At 64.6% G+C, this 19104-nt stretch carries 17 protein-coding genes; 9 read left to right on the plus strand and 8 right to left on the minus strand.

Going from position 1 to position 19104, the window contains the following annotated elements:
• A partial coding sequence (locus tag BLQ76_RS21065) for a sugar transferase (protein ID WP_170842713.1) occupies positions 1-269 on the minus strand: 269 nt, incomplete at its 3' end.
• Positions 270-716: 447 nt separating this feature from the next.
• Between BLQ76_RS21065 and BLQ76_RS21070 the strand changes: the two genes are divergently transcribed.
• The 4 genes from BLQ76_RS21070 to BLQ76_RS21085 all read left to right on the plus strand — a co-directional run bounded on the left by BLQ76_RS21070 (position 717) and on the right by BLQ76_RS21085 (position 5666).
• Positions 717-2453: a type I secretion system permease/ATPase gene (locus BLQ76_RS21070; protein WP_090677208.1), complete on the plus strand. Its 1737-nt coding sequence runs from the start codon at positions 717-719 to the stop codon at positions 2451-2453.
• Positions 2454-2463: 10 nt separating this feature from the next.
• Positions 2464-3780 carry an HlyD family type I secretion periplasmic adaptor subunit gene (locus BLQ76_RS21075; RefSeq protein ID WP_170842715.1) on the plus strand — a complete coding sequence of 439 codons (1317 nt, stop codon included), beginning with the start codon at positions 2464-2466 and terminating at the stop codon, positions 3778-3780.
• A gap of 90 nt (positions 3781-3870) precedes the next feature.
• Complete coding sequence (locus BLQ76_RS21080) at positions 3871-4197, plus strand: hypothetical protein (protein ID WP_090677210.1); 327 nt, start codon at positions 3871-3873, stop codon at positions 4195-4197.
• A 185-nt stretch (positions 4198-4382) separates the two neighbouring features.
• Positions 4383-5666, plus strand: coding sequence for an SGNH/GDSL hydrolase family protein (locus tag BLQ76_RS21085; RefSeq protein ID WP_170842716.1), 1284 nt, complete (start codon positions 4383-4385; stop codon positions 5664-5666).
• Positions 5667-5702: 36 nt separating this feature from the next.
• Here BLQ76_RS21085 and fcl read toward each other — a convergent pair whose 3' ends face one another.
• Complete coding sequence (gene fcl / locus BLQ76_RS21090) at positions 5703-6644, minus strand: GDP-L-fucose synthase (RefSeq protein ID WP_090677213.1); 942 nt, start codon at positions 6642-6644, stop codon at positions 5703-5705.
• A complete protein-coding gene (gene gmd, locus BLQ76_RS21095) occupies positions 6637-7704 on the minus strand; it encodes a GDP-mannose 4,6-dehydratase (RefSeq protein ID WP_090677214.1) in 1068 nt (355 codons plus the stop codon). Before gmd ends, fcl begins: the two co-directional genes overlap by 8 nt.
• A 192-nt stretch (positions 7705-7896) precedes the next feature.
• Between gmd and BLQ76_RS21100 the strand changes: the two genes are divergently transcribed.
• On the plus strand, positions 7897-9255 hold the full coding sequence (locus tag BLQ76_RS21100) for a hypothetical protein (RefSeq protein ID WP_090677215.1): 1359 nt from the start codon (positions 7897-7899) through the stop codon (positions 9253-9255).
• A 93-nt stretch (positions 9256-9348) separates the two neighbouring features.
• On the opposite strand, the gene BLQ76_RS21105 is transcribed toward BLQ76_RS21100, so the two are convergent.
• The 5 genes from BLQ76_RS21105 to BLQ76_RS21125 all read right to left on the minus strand — a co-directional run bounded on the left by BLQ76_RS21105 (position 9349) and on the right by BLQ76_RS21125 (position 15808).
• On the minus strand, positions 9349-10416 hold the full coding sequence (locus BLQ76_RS21105; RefSeq protein WP_090677216.1) for a glycosyltransferase: 1068 nt from the start codon (positions 10414-10416) through the stop codon (positions 9349-9351).
• A gap of 88 nt (positions 10417-10504) precedes the next feature.
• Positions 10505-11758: a lipopolysaccharide biosynthesis protein gene (locus BLQ76_RS21110; protein WP_090677217.1), complete on the minus strand. Its 1254-nt coding sequence runs from the start codon at positions 11756-11758 to the stop codon at positions 10505-10507.
• 45 nt (positions 11759-11803) lie between these two features.
• Positions 11804-12568, minus strand: a complete 765-nt coding sequence (locus BLQ76_RS21115) for a hypothetical protein (RefSeq protein ID WP_090677218.1) — start codon at positions 12566-12568, stop codon at positions 11804-11806.
• Between the two features lie 4 nt (positions 12569-12572).
• The gene (locus BLQ76_RS21120; RefSeq protein ID WP_090677220.1) at positions 12573-14861 is read right to left on the minus strand and encodes a polysaccharide biosynthesis tyrosine autokinase; all 2289 of its coding nucleotides are present in this window, start codon (positions 14859-14861) and stop codon (positions 12573-12575) included.
• Between the two features lie 179 nt (positions 14862-15040).
• Positions 15041-15808, minus strand: coding sequence for a hypothetical protein (locus tag BLQ76_RS21125; protein WP_090677222.1), 768 nt, complete (start codon positions 15806-15808; stop codon positions 15041-15043).
• A 305-nt stretch (positions 15809-16113) separates the two neighbouring features.
• Between BLQ76_RS21125 and BLQ76_RS21130 the strand changes: the two genes are divergently transcribed.
• The 4 genes from BLQ76_RS21130 (at position 16114) to BLQ76_RS21145 (ending at position 19100) form a co-directional block, all read left to right on the plus strand.
• Positions 16114-17427 carry a nucleotide sugar dehydrogenase gene (locus tag BLQ76_RS21130; protein WP_090677223.1) on the plus strand — a complete coding sequence of 438 codons (1314 nt, stop codon included), beginning with the start codon at positions 16114-16116 and terminating at the stop codon, positions 17425-17427.
• A 31-nt stretch (positions 17428-17458) separates the two neighbouring features.
• Entirely contained in the window at positions 17459-17911 is a 453-nt protein-coding gene (locus BLQ76_RS21135; protein ID WP_090677224.1) for a glycosyltransferase family protein, read from the plus strand.
• Positions 17912-18156: 245 nt separating this feature from the next.
• Positions 18157-18612: a glycosyltransferase family protein gene (locus BLQ76_RS21140; protein WP_090677225.1), complete on the plus strand. Its 456-nt coding sequence runs from the start codon at positions 18157-18159 to the stop codon at positions 18610-18612.
• Positions 18609-19100, plus strand: a complete 492-nt coding sequence (locus BLQ76_RS21145) for a glycosyltransferase (protein ID WP_280140093.1) — start codon at positions 18609-18611, stop codon at positions 19098-19100. The genes BLQ76_RS21140 and BLQ76_RS21145 overlap by 4 nt, the downstream gene beginning before the upstream one ends.
• Positions 19101-19104 lie beyond the last annotated feature (4 nt).

A 19104-nucleotide genomic window follows, 5' to 3' on the forward strand; every position in this document is an offset into this window, starting at 1 on the left:
AGGAGTTCCTGCAGGAGCTCGGCCGAGTTGGTGGCCATGGAGCGGAACTTGTAGCACAGGAAGTAGCGCCCGCCGAAGCCGATGCGCCGGTGGCCGAACAGGACCGGGCCGGGGTCCGAGAGCTTCATGAGCGCCACGATCAGCACCAGAAGCGGCGCCAGCGCCAGAAGCGCACCGCCCGCCAGAACGACGTCGAGAACGCGCTTCGATACGCCCCCGACCGGGACGTCGTCCGAACGCACCAGAGGCGGCGAAACGGCGTCGCTCACCGTGGTTTCAACGAGGGGCCTGTTCACGCCCATACCGAATGTCGCCGAAGACCGCACCGAATTCCGCACAGCGGAAGAGGTCAGATCCGGCGACATGAGCTTCGCGTCCGACATGCGATATGCCCTATAGAGGTCCCTTCGGGTCGCCTACATGATGTAGATTATTAACCAATCAAGCTCAACGCGACGCGGGCTCCGCTACGGTGGGTACCAGCTATGCGTTGGCGGGACTTGCCGATCCATCGAAGCGCACCAATTCGCGACATTCGATTATGGTGTGTCGGTACTCGGACCTCTTGGTCGCCGCTCATTCGATTCAATTCGCAACGATGCGGTGCGAGAAAGTTCACCATCGCACTTAGCCAAGACTTCACGCGGCTGCCTTAGCATCTCGGATCAGATCGAAGCACCCAGCTTCGGACTTCATCCCTGCAAGGTCGAACGCCGATGTCGTCGCCTCGAGGACCCTTGGGTCCCGCCCTTCGTTCCTTTCGTCATGTTCTTGTTCCGGTCGCGATCTTCTCGACCGTCTGCAATCTATTGGCGTTCGCCATGCCGATCTACATGATCCAGGTCTATGACCGGGTCCTGTTCTCGAAGAGCGTGCCGACCCTCGTCACCATCGCCGCGATCACGGTCACGCTTCTCCTGTTCCTGGGCATCTTCGAATTCCTTCGCGCGAGGCTTCTGGTGCGTGCCGGGCTTCGCTTCGACGAGATGCTCGCCCGTCCGCTCTTCGCGCGGCTGACCGACGCGAGGCGCGATCCCAAGCGCGACGGCAAGATTCGTCACCTGCGCGACGCCGATCACGTGCGCGAGTTCCTGACCGGAAACGGACTCGTCATGTTCCTCGACGCGCCCTGGGCGCCGCTTTTCATTCTCCTATGCTGGATGCTGCATCCCGGGCTGGGCATGACGGCGCTGGTCGGAGCGATTGGCGTGCTCGGGATCGCGATCGTCAACGAGCGGCTGACGCGCAAGCACGTGAGCGCGGCGAACCAGCTGTCGGGCGCCTCGTACTCGCAGGCTGCGACGATCCTCGACACGGTGGCGACGCTGCGTCCGCTCGGCATGAGCGGTGTGATGACGGATCGGTGGAAGGCGTCGCGCGACGAGACGCTGGAGGCGCAGACCCGGGCGAACGACATCTCGGGCGCCCTTCTGGCCCTTTCCAAGTTCGTCCGCATGGCGCTTCAGCTCGCTCTCATCAGCGTCGGCGCCTACCTGACGATGCACGGTGAGATCTCGGGCGGCTCGATGTTCGCGGCGTCTCTGCTCATGGGTCGTGCGCTGGGGCCGGTCGAGCAGGCCGTGGCCAACTGGAAGCCCTTCCTGGAGGCGCGCGCCGCCCATCGCCGTCTGGTCCAGCTCTTCGACGCGATGCCCGATCGTCCTGCAGCGCTCGATCTTCCCGCACCGAAGGGAGCGCTGGCGGTGGAGCGCGTCACGGTTCGCGACCGCAAGTCCGGCCGCCTTCTCCTGCAGAACGTCTCGTTCGAGCTGTCCCCCGGTACCGTTCTCGGTCTTGCGGGCCACTCGGGCGCCGGCAAGACGACCCTGATCCGCGCCATCGTCGGTGCGATCGGCACGGATGGCGGGACCGTGCGGGTCGACGGCTACGCGGTCGACCAGTGGAACCCCGACCAGCTCGGACGCCGTGTCGGCTACGTGGCACAGGAGATCGTGCTGTATCCCGGCAGCGTCGCCGACAACATCGCGCGCATGGGCGAGGTCGACATGACGAAGGTCATCGAAGCCGCCGAGCATGCCGGCCTGCATGAGCTGATCCAGCGCCTGCCGGACGGGTACGCCACGCGGATCGGCGGTGACGACGTGGCGCTCTCGGGTGGCATCCGGCAACGCGTCGCGCTGGCGAGGGCGCTCTACGGCGATCCGTGCCTCCTGATCCTCGACGAACCCAACGCGCATCTCGATGCCCAGGGCGAACTGTGCCTGATCCGCGCGATCAACAGTGCCCGCGAGCGGGGGGCCGCAGTCCTCTTCTCCGCACACAAGACCCGGATCCTCGCAATCGCCGACAGCGTCGTGACCCTCGCCGACGGTCAGGTCGTAGGAACCGGGAAGATGCGACCGACGGTTGCGCCGAACGTCGCCACGGCTGCGACCGCCGCACGCAACCCGCAAGACCTTCTCAATGTCGCCGTCCAGCAGCTCGCGTCCTGAGGATCCGAACATGACGAACGAAGCGCGCTACGCCCGCAGTATCCGCCGCCTGTCGCATCTGGGATATGCGACCGCCGTTCTCGGCATCGGCACCTTCGTCGGCTGGGCCATGACGGCCCAGGTCGCGAGCGCTGTGATCGCGAAGGGCACCGTGTCCGTCGCCTCCTCGCGCAAGTCGATCGAGCACGCGTCAGGCGGCACGGTCTCGACGGTCGATGTGCGCGAGGGCGAGATGGTGAAGGCCGGTCAACGGCTGCTGACCCTCGATGCCACGGAAACGCTGGCGCAGATCGACATCCTCCGCACCCGGCTCGTCGCCGCGATGGCGAAGGAGCGTCGCTTCGATGCCGAGGCCGGCGGATCGTCGGACATGGATATCAGCGGCGCACTGGTTCTCTCTCGGGTCGGCGATGCCGATCCGTCAGCGGTGGAGCGCGCTCTGGCGGCGGAGCATGCGATCTTTCTCGCCCGCAAGGCGACGAATGATCGCCAGATCGAGATTTTCCGCAACCAGCGGAGCCAGTATCTCTCCCAAGCCGAGAGCCACGAAGCGCGGCTCGGCAAGCTTGATGCGCAGATCCGGGATACGGGCGAGCGCCTCGAGCAGTTGCGCAAGCTGACCGACGGCGGCTTCGTCGCAAAGGGAAACCTAGTCGAAAAGCAGAACGATCTCGGCGAACTCGAGGACAGCCGGGCGTCGATCGCGCTTCAGCGCGATACCGCCCGCAGCGCCGCGGACGCGGTGGAACTGGAACGCCTGAAGGCGGACCAGGCGCGCCAAGAGGAGATCGGCAAGGAACTCGCGGACACACGAGCGGACGTCGTCTCGCTCGCGGTGCAGCTCGAGACGCAGCGCCAGCTTCTCAGCCGTAACGAGATCCGCGCCCCGCAAGCCGGCGTGGTTCAGAACCTGCGCGTCCGCTCCGCCGGAGCGGTCGTCGTTCCCGGCAATCCGATCATGGAGCTGGTGCCTGTGGCCGATGATCTGGTGATCAACATGCAACTGCCCGTGAACTTCGCGGATCAGGTCTCGCCCGGCATGGCCGCCAACCTGCGCTTCTCCAGCCTGCAATCGTTCCATACGATGCAAATGGACGGAACCGTCGAGCGTATCTCCCCGGATGCCGTTCCCGACGAACAGGGCCGCCGGACCATCGTGAACGGCGAGATCCGCCTGGATCTCGGCAGCGCGCCGATCGAGCTGGCTTCGCGCATCAGGCCGGGCATCGAGGCCGAGATCGTGATCCCGACCGCCGAGCGCACCGTTGCGAGCTTCCTCACGAAACCGTTGACCGACGCCTTCGCCCACTCCATGCGCGAGCGCTGACACGCGCTCGAAACGGGAAATCATGGCCGACGCTTTCCCCCTCGGCCCCGCCGGCGCCTAGGATCCGTCCAACCGAGGAAGGAGTGACGGATGGCGAAGGTGACGATGACGTTCTGCATGGTCGGCAATCGCTCGCAGGAGGGCGGGTCGATGCCGGTTCCCTGCATGGCGGGATGCGAGACCGAAGTTCTGGAAAGCGGCGGGGCGTCCATCAGCGGCACGCTGGCGAGCGCGGCTCCTGAGGGCTTCGGCTTCGTGTCCGTGACGGTGGAAGGCAATGCCGTCTTTGTCACGGCCGGCGCGTTACCGGTCGCTGCGGCGTCCGATGCCAGGACGAACGGCTTCCTCATCCTCGACGGCCAAACCCGCGACTTCGCGGTGCGGCATGGCGATCGTCTCGCCGTGATCGATCGCTGACCGGGAGCATGGCGATGCTGGGACTGTCGGGTTCGGGGCGCATGGGTGCCCCATCGGTTCGCTTGCCGCTGCTTTTGACCGTTGCGAACGGTCGAACGGTGGCGTCTGGAATGTTGCGGGACGGGCAGGTGCCTGTCGCGCAACGAAGCGTGCAGGTTCTCGTAAATGCGAAGCCGGCTGGAAGCGTGCTGAGTTCAGCCGATGGCAGTTGGTCGCTGGATCTCGGCGAGCTTGCGGGCTCGAACCGGATCGAGGCCGTGGCCGACCTCCCGGTTCGATCCGGCGCGAAACTCTTCCACGTCGCCGTATCGCGTCGATTGGCGGCAACCAATCGGGTCTACGCTCTTGGCGATAGCCGGACGCTCGACAACATGCGTTCCGGCGGGCTGACGACGGTGGGTCCGATGGTTTGGGCACGGCAGCTCTCGCTGGGCCGGATCACCTATGGGAAGCTATCTAACAACGGCGTTGGCGGCGCGACGACCGCCGCGATCCGCGCCCAGCAGTTTCCGCAGGCGCTGGCGTCGGACGCGTCGGTGCTGGTGCTTCTGGCCGGGGTCAACGACGCGAACACCGGTTCACTCGGTAGCGCCGATACGATCAGCAACCTGACTGCAATGGCGCGCGACTTCGTTGCATCGGATCCGGGGCGCGTGTGCCTTTTGCTGGACGAGTTGCCGGTCAGCGGGCTTCAGAAGCCCGAGCAGCATCTAGCCGTACGCGACGGCATTCGCGCGTTGCATGATCCGGCGGCGGGCATCGTTGTCGTGCCGTCCTGGAATGCGCTGGCACTCGCTTCGGACGACGCCCAGCCGCAAAGCTGGGCGTATCGCGATGGGATCCATATGGCGAAGCGTGGCGCCTTCTCCGTCGGGCGCGAGATCTGGGCTGCCTTGCAGCGCGTCACGACGACGTTCGACCCGGCAACCCGGCCCGGCGTCCTGCTCGGCGGCAACTTCGTGACGGCCGGCGCCGGTCCTGAGGGGTGGACCGTACCGACCGGGACCGGCATTGCGACGCGAATGGAGGCGGCGGACGGACTGAACTGGCTGGTCATGAGCTTCAGCGGCATCACCGGGCTGCAGAGCTCGGCCTACGTGACGGCGACAACCATTCCTGGCGGGCTCGTCGCCGGGCAGACCCTGGCGGAAGCGCAGATCCGGTATCGGCTGGACGCCGGCTCGCAAAATCTCAGCCTCGTGGCGATGGAACTGCGCCGGCAGTCAGGACAAAGGCTGCAAGCCGCATCCGGCGAACCGGCGACGGACGGTCTCGACATGGGCACCAGCCTCGAGGGCATCAGCGGCGCCTTGCCGCCGGATGCGATCGACGGGCTCCTGCGGCCGCCCCCCGGCGATCTGACGGGCGCCACGCAATTGCGTCCGTTCTGGATCACCGTGCGTGGTCTGCCGGGGCAGGTGGCGAGCGGCACGGTTCGCCTCGCCCTGCCGCAACTCCGGGCAGCTTGATGCGCCCGTGCCTAGGAGCCGCCCATGCGGCGGCTCCTAGGCGTGGTGTTCGAGGAACCAGCGGTAGGTCTCGCGTACGCCCGACTCCAGGTTGACCGAGGGTGACCAACCCATGCCACGGAGTTTGTCCGCGCTCATCAGCTTGCGGGGCGTCCCGTCCGGCTTCGTCAGGTCGTGGACGATTTCGCCCTCATATCCGACGACCGAGCACACGAGACGAGTGAGGTCCAGGATTGTCAGATCCTCACCCGATCCGATGTTCACATGCTCCTCACCGGAGTAGTTGCGCATCAAGAAGACGGCAGCATCCGCGCAGTCGTCGACGTGCAAAAACTCGCGACGAGGCGTGCCGGTACCCCAGACGGTGATCGCCGGAGCCTCTGAGAGTTTCGCCTGATGGGCCTTCCGGATCAACGCGGGCATGACGTGGCTCGACGTGAGATCGAAGTTGTCGCCGGGGCCATAGAGATTGGTCGGCATGCCGGAGATGTAGTCCCAGCCGTGCTGCCGCCGGTAGGCCTGCCCGAGTTTGATGCCGGCGATCTTGGCGATCGCATACCATTCGTTGGTCGGCTCCAGCGGACCCGTGAGGAGGGCGTCCTCGGGGATCGGCTGCGGCGCGAACTTCGGATAGATGCAGCTCGATCCCAGAAACAGGAACTTCGCAGCGCCGGCGCGGCGGGCGGCCTCGGCAACGTTCGCCGCGATCATGAGGTTGTCGTAGAGAAAGTCGGCCGGGTAGGTGTCGTTGGCCAGGATCCCGCCGACCTTGGCCGCCGCCATGAAGACCACATCCGGCCGCAGGTCGTCGAGGAGCGCCTCGACCTCGGTCTGACGCTTGAGATCGGCACGGTCGCGCCCCGCCGTCAGGACCTCGGCGCCTTCGCGTTCGAGGCGGCGCACCAGCGCCGACCCGACCATGCCACGATGGCCCGCGACATAGACGCGACGCCCCGACAGTTCGAATGTGTCAGGCATTGGCGATGACCGGTGCATTTGCCATGAGCTTCATGTCTTCGCGTACCATCTCCGACACGAGCTCGCGGACGCCGGTCTCATGCTTCCAGCCGAGCACGGTCTGGGCTTTCGTCGGATCGCCGAGCAGGAGATCGACCTCGGTGGGACGGAAGTAGCGCGGGTCGACCTCGACGACGCAGCGATCGGTACCGCGCAGGTAGCCCTTCTCGTCGACGCCCGTTCCACGCCATTCGATGTCCATGCCGACATCGGCGAAGGCCCATTCCACGAACTGGCGGACCCGCGTCGTCTCGCCGGTCGCCAGAACGTAGTCGTCCGCCTTCTCCTGCTGCATCATCAGCCACATGCCCCGCACGTATTCACGGGCATGACCCCAGTCGCGCTGCGCATCGAGGTTGCCGAGATACAGGCGATCCTGGCGGTCGTGGCGGATCGCGGCGACGGCGCGCGTGATCTTGCGCGTGACGAAGGTCTCACCGCGCAGGGGACTCTCGTGATTGAACAGGATCCCGTTCGAGGCGTGCATGCCGTAGGCCTCGCGGTAATTCACCACGATCCAGTAGCCGTAGAGCTTGGCGGCCGCATACGGGCTGCGCGGATAGAAGGGCGTCTTTTCGCTCTGCGGAACTTCTTGGACGAGACCATAGAGTTCCGACGTCGACGCCTGGTAGAATCGCGTCTTGTTGGTGAGGTCGAGGAGGCGGATCGCTTCCAGCAACCGCAACGTGCCGATCGCGTCCGCGTTGGCGGTGTATTCCGGCGTCTCGAAACTGACCTGCACATGGCTTTGGGCGGCCAGATTGTAGATCTCGTCGGGGCGGGTCTGCTGCACGATGCGGATCAGATTGGTCGAATCCGTCATGTCGCCGTAGTGCAGAATGAAGCGCGGATCGTCCTCGTGCGGGTCCTGATACAGGTGCTCGACACGCCCCGTGTTGAACGACGACGAACGCCGCTTCAGCCCGTGGACGACATATCCCTTGGACAGGAGGAGCTCTGCCAGATAGGCACCGTCCTGACCCGTGGCTCCCGTGATCAGGGCGACCTTGCGTTCCGTCATGATACCCCTCGGCTGTAGCGATTCCGCTGTCCGTGCTTGCCTGGAACGGCGGCCGCGACTTAAACTCAGTTTTGTTATGCAGTGCAACATACGTCCTGCGGACTGCAATGCACCGGCGGCTGTTTCTGGCGTCTTGGTGTATGGACGGCCTCGGCAACAGGAGACCCGTCTCATGCGACGGTTGCGAACACGATGAGCTTAGCGATCCGGCATGCTCCTCGTTCCAGCCGGCTGCAACGTCCCGCCGATACGACCCATGTCCTGCGGACGTATCTTGACGGCTACATCCTCGTCACCTCGCTGTTCGCGACGTTCTTCTTCGACCTGCGCGGCACGGCCGAGATCGCCTCGCTGGGCTCGACGGCGATCTGGGCCGACGACCTTGTGACGCTCGGGCTGGGACCGCTTATCGTCTTCTGCCTCGGAGCCCGGAACCGGTTGCCTCTGGCGATCTCCCTGTTCATGGGCATCTACGCGATCGCCCTCCTGCGAGGACTGGCGATCGACCCGCTCAAGACCTTTCTCGGCTTCAGGCTCGACACCGTCTTTTTCGCGTTGATGCTGTCGGTCATGACGGGCGGCATCGAGAGGCTCGGCTATCGCCGCGTCGTCCAGATCTTCACGGGCTTCGGAATGGCCGTCTGCGCGCTCTCGCTTTTGCGCAACGTGTTCGGTTTCGAACTCTTCGCCGCGACCGAGTGGACGACGATTCCCGGCGTTCTCTACAACGACGGTCGAACGGTGAACGCCTTCTCGGTGCTTCTGCTGTCGATTGCGGTCGTCCTGCGCATCTGCGTGCGCATCGAGACCCAGCCGCCCGGTGAGCATCGCTTCCGCTTCGACGCGATCTCGACCCTTTTTGTTCTGGCACTCCTGCTGTCGGGGCAGCGAACCGCGTCGATCGGCTTGGCCTTGGCGCTTGGCTTCATGCTCTGCAATCGTTATCGCGGGCTGACCTACGTCGTCGTCCCGCTGATCGTCGGAACGTTCCTGACCCTTGCTCTGACGCGCACGCCGATCGATGCCTCGTTGATCGAGGGAGCCGCCGCGCAATACGGCAAGGGCGGTACCTTCACCTACCGCACGCTGATCTGGACGGGACTTCTCGAGAACATCTCGACCTGGTCGACGTTCGATTATCTGTTCGGCATGCCAGTCGGTGTGCGTCCATCCTACTACCTGTTCACATCCACCCACACGCGACTGTGGGGCGGCTCGATCCACAGCGCCTATCTCGGAACGATCGTGAATGCGGGCCTGATCGGCAGCATCATCCTGTTCTCGATCTACATCTGGCGTACGCTCGTCGCCTACATCGGCTACGTGACCTACTCGCCCCGCCGGTCTCGCTTCTCGCCAGAGCTGCGCCTCTGCCTTTCTATGCTCGTGCTGGTTCTTGGCTTCAGCTACGAATGGCGAGGACTCAACGGCTTCGCGATGGGCGTGATCTTCGCGCTACCCTATAGCCGTTCCACCCGAGTGGGCCGCCCGCCGGTACGATCCCATAACGGGATGGCCATACCTCTTCAGGGAAGAAGCAACCTCGCCTGAGGAGGACTCGGCCGAGGCTTCCGATTTCGAGACAGTTCGGGGGCGACGGTTGCTCCATACCCGCCGCAACGAGTGCGCGGGTCTCCCGACCTGTTATCCGACCAAGCGTTCCAGACAGGCGTTGGCTTGTCCCTGCCACCGCGCCTCGCGCGTCGCCTTGAGGCGGCGGCTGGCGGCTCGCAACTCCTGCTTGCTTCCGAGAGCCTGACGGACCGCTGCGGTCATTGCCGCGGTTTCGTTCTGGGCAAACAGCGCGGCGTCGCCGAACAGGGCGCGCAGGAGCTTGGTATCGCTGAGCACCATCGGTCGCCCTGCGCCGACCGCTTCGTTCGCGCCGGACAGCTGGATGCCTTCTCCGGTCGTCAGGCCAATCACCAACGAACAGGTCGTCAGAAGCTCCGTATAGGCCTCTGCCGTCAGGTAGCCGGTGAAGCGAACGTTCTCGGGTGCGCGATCGGGGTAACGCTTCGACTGGGCGCGGGCGAGGTTGCCCGTGAGCATGAACGTCGCTTCCGGCACGTTGCGCGCCGTTTCCAACAGCATCTCGATCGGCTCGTCGTCATGGTACGAGCACGGAACGAGGATGACGTCGCGATCGGAAGACTCCTGCGATTCGTCGCGCAAGGGCAGGGGCGCCGGACGGGTCTCGAGGACGAGCAGCTTCTCGGGAGACACACCCAGCCCCAACGCCTTCTCGCGGACCGCGTGGTTGTGCGCGAGAGCGACGTCGATTCGGTTGAGAATGGTCAGAGCGCCGGGCAGCTTCGTCCAGCTATTGCCCGGTACGGCCGGATCGAGCGCCATGTTGTGGCAGTCGGCGACCAGCTTCAGACGCCGGTCAAAGACGGCGCGATAGGCGACCAGCAGATGGGCGATGAAGGTCGGAGGCGATTGGAACCAGAGCACATCCGGGCGATGGCGGCGGATCGCGGCGATCGTCGAGATCGCCTGGTGCAGGTAGCCGAAGGGCTTCGCCCACTTGGCGGTATAGGGCGGCGGGAAGTAGGCGAGGTCGTATCCGACGAAGTTGCGCATCGACTCGGGACGACGCTGAAAGCGCACCCATGCGACGTACAGATGCCGCAGCTTCTTGGCGTCCTCGGCGCGATCGTTGCTGGGGACCTTCGCGACGCTGACGTCATCGGCTGTGATGTCACTCATGCTATCGCCTTCTCAGTGGGGTCCGGGCAGCGGCGCGCGGATTTGTTGCTGTGCAATATAATAGGTCCGGCACTGCGGGGAAGCGACTTCAGCGGGGACCGGTCACCCGCACGGCAAACCAGCTCGCGGCAGCCAGGAGGAGTTGCACCGCGATGCGCGACCACACGGCACCGTCCATGCCGCCGTACCGGGCTCCGAGCCAGCAGAACGGCACGATGGCGACCGTGGAGGCAGCCATGATCAGGACGCGCAATCCCTGCCGCCCGATTGCCCGAAGGATATCGGCGCCGATACCCATCAAGGCGGTCAGGATCGGGTAGACGGCGAGCCAACGCAGGAGCGGCACGATCGGTGCGTAATCCTCGCCGATGAGCAACGGAACGAAGGGCGCGCCGATCAACAGTGCGACGCCGACGCCAGCCGAGAACAAGGCGGCGAAGGGCAGCATGCGAACGCCAAAGGCGATGCCCTTCTTGCTGTCGCTCGCCGCCTCCCGGAAGTAGCGCGTGTAGGTCGCATAGAGCAGCGCGCGGATCGGCGCCGAGGCGGCGTCGACGATGCGGAAGGCGGCCGTGTAGATGCCGCCGGCGTCGGGTCCGAGCGACTGAACGACGACCGGCTTGTCGAGGTCCTTGACGCCGTTGAGCGAGGCGAATTCCAGACTGTAGAGAAAGCCCAGCCACAGCGAGCCCCGCTGCAGGCACCAATGGGGGCGACCGAGTTCGCGCAGCACGAAGAACCAGCTGAAGGCGGCCGCGATGATCGAACCGCAGACATAGAAGATCGCCCAGACATCGAGCGTCAGATCCGGGATCAGAAGGAACGCGAAGGCCGCGGCTGCCAACCGGAGCAACTGGCTGGTGATATCGAGCACGGTCTGCTGTCCCGCGCGGTCGAAGGCCATGAACGAGAACAGTGCGATCGCATTCAATTTTCGAAATAGCAGGTCCGCCAGCAGGATCAGGCTGAGACCGGTCCAGGACAGGCCATGCGTATCCAGGATCGTGAAGATACCTGCGGTGATGGCCGCAAACGGGATTAGCGTGAGGCCGTTGAGGATCAGCGTATGACCGAGTTCGCGCGGGAACGCCGCGTGGTCGACGGTCACGCGTTGAATCAGCACTCTCTCGCTGCCCCAACCGATGAACACACCCACGAACAGAGCAACGGCGGTCACGCTCGCGAAGACGCCGTAGCCGGACGGGCCCAGCGAACTGCTGATCAGAATGAAGTAGCCGAGCTGGACGCCGATCTGAGCCGCGAAGTTGATGGAATAGAAAAACGTATTGCGCGCCAGACCCGACGAGCGGACGCGGCGAATGGCGGCGACGGCTTTGTTCAAGACGCGAACTTTCCTAGGAACGGTTTCGCTGCGGCTCGCGCCGGTTCAGCGATCGTCGGTGCGAAGGGACGGATGGGTCTCGATCTCTCGCAGGCGCTGCTGCTTCCGATTCTCGATCTCGACCGCATTCTCGATCTCTGTCCGCCGGTCGGCCGACAGTCCGGCATAGATCTGATCGGCCAGCGGGCGTTCGCCGTTAGACCCAAGGTCTGTCAGGATGCCAGCGGCCTGAAGCGGGAGCAGGTAGCGCGCGGCGACCTGCAAGTCGCTGCGAAGGATCAGGTCCTGGCTGGGGTCGAGGCGCTCGTGACTGCTGATGATGATCGCGGCCCGACTCGCGAGCGACGATCCTTCAAACGGCGACGAGCGGATCGAACTCGCCAGTTGCGTTCGTAGAAGGCGCGGATCCTCACCGGCACGCCTCGAGAGATCTGCCGCGACCGCCCAAAGGTGGCCGTCGAGCGGCGTGCAGGCCAGAGCTTGCCCGACGACGGCCCGAGCGATCTCCGTCGCCCGCAGAGTATCCGCTTCACCGCCGTCTGCGTCGGCGAGACGCAGAAGGAAGAGAGCCGCGGTGACCCGTGCCGGTCCGCGCTTTTCCCAGCAGGGGGAGGGCGCGGCGACCTGCCGTCCGAGCCGAGCCCGAATGCGATCGCTGGCCGCGGGAAGGCGGCCGGATCGCTCGATCGACGAGGCGGCTCGCATCAAGGGCAGTGCCGTCAGTTCGCGGTAGGTCACGAACGTCGCGGCACAGAAGAAGGCAAGACCCAACGCCATGCCGGCGAAGCGTGCTGCCGGTCCGCTGCGCATGACGCTATCGGCCGAAATACTGGCTGTATTCCTGATGGTAGAATTCGGAGGAGCCGTAGGTTCGGTAGAGCTTCAGCTTCTTTTCGTCGGACCGGTTGAGAATGACGCCGATGCACTTGTTGCGGATGGCCGGGTTTGAGGCCAGCACGCTGCGTGCCAGCTGGCGGGACGTCCGCCCCCAGTGAACCACGAACAGGAACGCATCGACCCGCGAGGCGATCGCCTTGGCATCGACGACCGGACCAAGCGGCGGCAGGTCCAGGATGACGTAGTCGTAGTGCGAGCGAAAATCGTTGAGCAGGGTTTCCATGCGCGCCGAAGCGAGCATGTCGCTGGAGTGGAAGATGCGCTGACGCAGGACCACCGGAAGCACCGACAGATCCTCTGCCGTGTCGCGCATGATGCTGGCTTCGAGCTTCGACGGATCGCGGAACGCCTCGACGAAGCCCGACTGCGGCTTCTCTGCCAGGAGACGGCTCAGACCGGGGTTGCGCAGATCCGCGTCGACCAGAAGCGTGCTCGAACCCTGTTGCGCCATCAGCTGCGCGAGGTTCACGGAGATGGTCGACTTCCCCTCGGACGGGAGGCACGACACGACGCCGATCACCTTGGACCGCTTTTCGGTCAGCGACATGTCGGCCGCAACCTTCGCGTTCCGAAGCGTCTCGGCGAAGGGCGACATGGGGTTCTTCGAGACGTAGAGCGCGGCGGAATTCGTCCGGAAGAGATGGCTGGGGCGAAGCGACCCGCTGGCCGGCGCGTTCTTCATGTCCGCGGCCTTCAACTCCGGCGTATAGCCCAGGAACTCGACGCCCAGCTCCGTGCGGACCTGGTCGCCGGTCCGGAAGAAGCGATCGCGATACTCACGGAAACCCGCCACGCCGCCCGCGACCGCCAGACCCATCATTGTAAAGAGCGCCATGATCAGCGGCTTCTTCGGATAGCTCGGGAACTCGGCCGGTGATCCCGGCGAGATGACGCGCGCGTTGATCGAGGGGAAGGACTGCTGCTGGACGGTTTCCTGGTAGCGCTGAAGGAAGTTGTCGTAGAGCGACTTGAACGTCTCGGCCTGCCGCTCGAGTTCGCGCAGGCGAACCTGTGTCGAGCCGGCGTTGGCGGTGACGGTCAGCGCCTGTCGCAGGCTTTCCTCCAGCGATTGCTGGCGGGTCAGCGCGACCTGGTAGGCGTTGTTGTAGCTGTCGCCGATGCGCTTCAGCTCCTGGAAGATCAGCCGCTCGTATTCGGCCATCTCCCCGCGAAGACGCTCTGCCTGGATGTGGTCGACGCCCAGACGGCGCGCGATATCCGCCTCGCGACGGGACGCGTCGAGGTAGCGTTCGCGCAGCTGGTTGATGGTCGTGCTGGCAAGAGCATCGTTGACGACCGCATCGGTCCGCCCGCTGGCGATGATCGCCTCGATCTGATCGTAGCGCGCCTTGGCCTCGGCGGTGCTGGCCTGGGCGGTCACCAACTGTGAGTTGATCTCGGCCAACTGCTGGTCGGACACCAGCGTGCCGCTGGCGGCGATCAGGTTGTTGTCGGCGCGGAACTTCTGAACGGCCAGATCGGCGTCGAAGGCCTGGGAGCGCAGCTCGGCGATACGGTCCTGCAGCCAGCCGCTGGCGCGCCGCGTGGCATCGAACTTCGCGTTGAGCTGATCCTCGATATAGACGTCCGCATAGGCCCGGGCGACCTGGGCCGACAGTTGGCGGTCCGGCGAGGTGTAGCTCAGGCGCAGCGCGTAGGTCAGACCGATACGCTGAACCTCGATGTTGTCCTGCAGCGCTTCCGCGGTCTCCTGGAGGATCGTCTCGCGATCGGGCGCAACCTCGACCTCCTCGCCGCCGAAGACGGTGATGATCTGCTTCACGAAGGCCTTCACCGCGGCGACCGGCGACATACCCGCTTCGGCGGTGAAGACGGGATTGTTGGTCAGGTCGAGCTTGTCGACGACCGCGCGCGCCAGGTGTTCCGAGCGCAGCAATTCCACCTGGCTCAGCATCTCGGCATCGTCCTTGAAGACGCCGGTCGTTGCCGCCTCGACGCCCTCGACCGCCTGGGTCTGACCCTTGTCGATCAGAATGTCGGTCGATGACGTGTAGAGCGGGACGGCGGTGAGCACATAGGCCAGACCGACCGCGATACCGATCACGGCGCCGGCCGCCAGCACCCACATCTGTCGGCGGATCGCTCCGACGATCTGTTCCAGGCTGGGAAGAGCGGAGCCGAGTTCCGAACCGCCGCCCGTCGCATGGTCGTCGTGCGGAAAATGCTGATCGGTCACATGCAACATGGAGTCAGGTCTCGCCCGTCATGGGAGGGAAACGGCCCGCACGAAGAGGCGAGCAAACTGAAGGTGCCGAACGGGCGATCGACCCGTTCGGCTTTTTTATATCGGTGCAAGACCGACAAGGTCCCTGATCGTCGCGCTCAACAAGGCGGAGGCTTCTCCCCGAACCTCCGCTTGCCGGATCAGTCAGCCGGACTGGCGGGAATGCCGCCACCCGTTCCGCCGAGAATGAGCAACTGCGATGTGCCACCCCCGCCATCGCTCGTGCGATAGGCGGAAATCGAACTGCTGTAGACGGGATAGGAACCGAGGCGCGTTTCCACGGTGCTGTCTCCGTTGGCGCCGCCCGTACCGCCGGCCGCCCCGAAATTGGAGCCCGAGACGGTGCCACTGCTCTGGCCTCCCGTCGCGCCGCCACCGGCGCCGCCCAAGGCAGCCGTTTGGGGCACGTCGCCCGCACCGCGCTCCGCCATCGCGTAGGCGCGATTGAGGCTAGCGACGTCGTTCTCGGCGACGATCTCCTGGATCGCAAGACCATAGGCCGGACGTCCGGCGCGGTCGGCCTCGCGCGCGGCCCGCTGCAGTCCGGCGCCGATGTCCATCACCGTATCGACCGGGGCCGTGCGTGCGTATTCGACGAGGGCCTTCACGGTGCGCAGGTCCGAGCTCGCCAGAACCGAGATTCGACCCTGTCGTTCGCGACCCGGCGACAAAAGGTCGAGGACCGGCTGCGGGGCGGCAAGAAACGCGTCCACGACGCTGGCGGGCAGGCGGCGGTCATCCGGAAGGTAGGATGGCGGGAGCGTCGCAGTCTCGGGCGTGGCCGTTGCGGGATCGGTGACGACGGCAGGCGGAGTTGCGTCTTGCTGCGCCGCGGGAGACTGCGCCCAAGCGGATCCACCCAGAGTGATAGCGCTGCCGAGGAGGGCGCAGGCGAGACGAGCACGCATGGACAAGCCTTTCGTTGAACACACGAGACGACTATAGAGGGCGGATACCTCTATTCGATAAGCGTCACAAGAGTAAGGCAATATCTCGACCGATCCTACAATGGGTTCAGGTCGTTTTGTCCGCTACCGGATGCGAACAGGCCGTTGTGGCGCCTCTGTGCATGCGCGAACCGTGACCTAGAACCGATCCGGGCCGAGCGCCTACGTCGACTGGCAACCATATCCCCACGCCCCCGCTGGCCAAAGCGAAGAAGGATGGATAGGTTGCGCTGCAACATAACCTGTTCACGATTCAGGATGACCTCATGAGGATTGCCGTATTCGGTATCGGCTATGTCGGTGCCGTCGCAGCCGCCTGCCTGGCGCGCGACGGGCACGATGTCGTGGCGGTCGACGTCAATCAGGCGAAGGTCGACGCCCTGCTTGCCAAGCAATCGCCGATCGTCGAACCGCAGCTCGACACGCTGATCGCAAGCGCGGTCGACGAGGGACGTCTGCGCGGAACGACGAGCGCCAAGGACGCCATCGACAGTTGCGACATGTCGTTTGTCTGCGTCGGAACACCGGCGCGTGCGAACGGCTCGCTCGATACGTCCTATGTCGAGCGCGTCTGCGAGGATATCGGGCGGGCTCTTGCGGAGCGCTCCGGCTTCCATTCGGTGGTTGTCCGCTCGACCATCCTTCCAAACACGATGGATTCGATCGTCATTCCGCGGCTCGAGGCCGCATCGGGCCGGCGCGCCGGCGAGGACTTCGGCATCGCGTACTATCCGGAGTTTCTGCGCGAGGGTTCCGCGATCGCGGACTACGACAAGCCTGGCGCCATCGTCTTCGGTCGCCGCGACCAGACGACGCTGGACCGCCTCCTCGACCTGCACAAACAGTTCCCCGTGCAGCCGCAGGTTCTGTCGCTGAAGGCAGCCGAGGCGATCAAGTACACCAACAACGCCTGGCACGCGCTCAAGATTAGTTTCGCGAACGAGATTGGCTTGATCTGCAAGTCGCTCGACGTCGACAGCCACGAGGTCATGAACGTCTTGGTGTCCGATACCAAGCTGAACATTTCACCGGCTTATCTCAAGCCGGGCTATGCGTTCGGCGGTTCGTGTCTGCCGAAGGATGTGAAGGCGCTTCGCTATCGCGCCGGTCGGCAGGATGTCGATACGCCGATCCTAGACGGCATTCTGGAGGCGAACGAGAACCAGATCCGAAAGGCGTTCCGCATGGCGACGGCGTCGGGCCATCGCCGAATCGGACTCATCGGACTGAGCTTCAAGCCGGAAACAGACGATCTGCGATACAGTCCCTTCGTGGAACTGGCCGAACGGCTGATCGGGCGCGGCTACAAGGTGCGCATCTTCGATCCGATCGTTCAGCCGGCGCGGCTGACGGGCTCCAACAAGGCCTATCTCTCGGAGCAACTGCCTCACATCAACGATATCCTGATGGACGATGTCCATGCGCTCGTTGATGAGAGCGACGTGGTGGTGATCGGCAACCGGAAGGAAGCGGAGCCGGTCGTCGCAAAGCTGACGGAACGGGGGGTCGAGGTCATCGATCTCGTCCGCGTGTCGGCCGATCGCGTCTCCGACGGGGCCTATCAGGGTCTCTGTTGGTAGAAGCGCCCATCGACTCAGCGGAGCGACCGAGATGAGTGAGAAGATCATGGCGATCGCGTCGGGCGGCGGACACTGGATCCAGATGCGTCGCCTTCTGCCGGCCTTCGAAGGGCTCGACGTCTTCTTCGTCAGCGTTTCGCCGTCTTCCGCGGACGATGTTCCCGGGCGCCGCTACTATGCGATCCGCGACGTCAGCCGACGCGATCGCATGGGTCTTGCGGTGCTGATCTGGCAGTTGACCCGCATCCTCCTCAAGGAGCGTCCCAGCGTCGTGATCAGCACCGGGTCCGCGCCGGCACTGATCGCGTTCGGTCTCGCCAAGACGCTGCTGCGCGCCCGCACCATGTGGATCGACAGCATCGCCAACGTCCGCGTGATGTCGTCGTCGGGTCGCCAGGCGCGCCGTGTCGCGGACGTTTGGCTGACGCAATGGCCGCACCTTTCCGAGCGCCAGGGGCCGGAGCATTGGGGATCGGTGTTCTGAGCAGCAGTGCTTCCGGCGGTCGAAGGCGCCTGTGGTTCGGCGTTGTGTAGAAAAGGTCACGCAAACCATTTTGGTGCGCGATACGTCTTCAAGAGAGATCACTTCGTCATAGGTACTGCACGCTTGAGTCGAATAATCGGATCACCTCGGTTGCGACATGAAGAGAGCCGGTCCGCAGCATCGCTGCGCGCCGATCGATGGGATGTGGTCTTCGGGCTTCGGTCCGCTTTGGGAGATTTGGCGACTTGCGCGCTCAACGGATCATGGCGATCGCATCGGGCGGCGGGCACTGGATCGAGTTGCGTCGTCTCATGCCGGCGTTCGAAGGCTTGGACGTGTTCTTCGTCAGCATTGCGCCGTCTGCGGCAGAGGATGTGCCCGACCATCGCTATTACTCGATCCGCGATGTCAGCCGGCGCGACAGCCTCGGTTTCATGGTCCTGACGGCGCAACTCTTGCGTATCCTCTTGAAGGAGCGTCCGACCAAGATCATCACGACTGGGTCGGCGCCGGCCTTTGTCGCGATCTGCCTTGCCAAGGTCCTGTTTCGCGCCGAAGCGATGTGGATCGACAGCATTGCCAACGTCCGCGTCCTGTCCTCGTCCGGCCAGCAGGCCGGCCGGGTGGCCGATGTGTGGCTCACGCAATGGCCCGAGCTCTCCGCTCCCGACGGGCCGCACTATTGGGGTTCCGTCTTATGATCTTCGTCACGATCGGATCGATGTTCCCGTTCGATCGGATGATTCGCTACATGGACGAATGGGCGCTGACCCATCCGGACGTCGAACTCCGCGCTCAGATCGGCGACGGCGAGTACGAGCCCAAGCACATGCCGTTCGATCGCAAGCTCGCCCAGCGCGACTTCGATCGGGTCATGAACGATGCGGACTTCATCGTCGCGCATGCCGGCATGGGCAGCGTAATTCAAGCGGCCGAATTCCAGAAGCCGATCATCATCCTGCCGCGTTTGCGGGAGCTGGGGGAACATACGACCGATCATCAGATCGATACGGCGAACTGGCTTCGCGACCGACCGGGAATTCGCGTCGTCGAAAGCCAGGAGGCCCTCTACAGCACCGTGGAGCGTTGGCTGTCGAACCCGGAAGGTCCGACCGATGCCCTGGTGCGGACGGCACCGCCGGAGTTCATCAGCCGCATTCGCGGCTTCCTCGTCAGCAACAAGCGTTGAGGCG

Origin of the sequence: Aureimonas jatrophae (genome assembly GCF_900104035.1) — a bacterium.
Taxonomy (GTDB): Bacteria; Pseudomonadota; Alphaproteobacteria; order Rhizobiales; family Rhizobiaceae; genus Aureimonas; species Aureimonas jatrophae.

Coding starts and splice junctions, on each gene's coding strand:
- BLQ76_RS21125 (WP_090677222.1), bottom strand. CDS start 15,808: ATGCGTGCTCGTCTCGCCTGCGCCCTCCTCGGCAGCGCTATCACTCTG.
- BLQ76_RS21130 (WP_090677223.1), top strand. CDS start 16,114: ATGAGGATTGCCGTATTCGGTATCGGCTATGTCGGTGCCGTCGCAGCC.
- BLQ76_RS21080 (WP_090677210.1), top strand. CDS start 3,871: ATGGCGAAGGTGACGATGACGTTCTGCATGGTCGGCAATCGCTCGCAG.
- BLQ76_RS21075 (WP_170842715.1), top strand. CDS start 2,464: ATGACGAACGAAGCGCGCTACGCCCGCAGTATCCGCCGCCTGTCGCAT.
- BLQ76_RS21100 (WP_090677215.1), top strand. CDS start 7,897: ATGAGCTTAGCGATCCGGCATGCTCCTCGTTCCAGCCGGCTGCAACGT.
- gmd (WP_090677214.1), bottom strand. CDS start 7,704: ATGACGGAACGCAAGGTCGCCCTGATCACGGGAGCCACGGGTCAGGAC.
- fcl (WP_090677213.1), bottom strand. CDS start 6,644: ATGCCTGACACATTCGAACTGTCGGGGCGTCGCGTCTATGTCGCGGGC.
- BLQ76_RS21070 (WP_090677208.1), top strand. CDS start 717: ATGTCGTCGCCTCGAGGACCCTTGGGTCCCGCCCTTCGTTCCTTTCGT.
- BLQ76_RS21105 (WP_090677216.1), bottom strand. CDS start 10,416: ATGAGTGACATCACAGCCGATGACGTCAGCGTCGCGAAGGTCCCCAGC.
- BLQ76_RS21120 (WP_090677220.1), bottom strand. CDS start 14,861: ATGTTGCATGTGACCGATCAGCATTTTCCGCACGACGACCATGCGACG.
- BLQ76_RS21115 (WP_090677218.1), bottom strand. CDS start 12,568: ATGCGCAGCGGACCGGCAGCACGCTTCGCCGGCATGGCGTTGGGTCTT.
- BLQ76_RS21135 (WP_090677224.1), top strand. CDS start 17,459: ATGAGTGAGAAGATCATGGCGATCGCGTCGGGCGGCGGACACTGGATC.
- BLQ76_RS21145 (WP_280140093.1), top strand. CDS start 18,609: ATGATCTTCGTCACGATCGGATCGATGTTCCCGTTCGATCGGATGATT.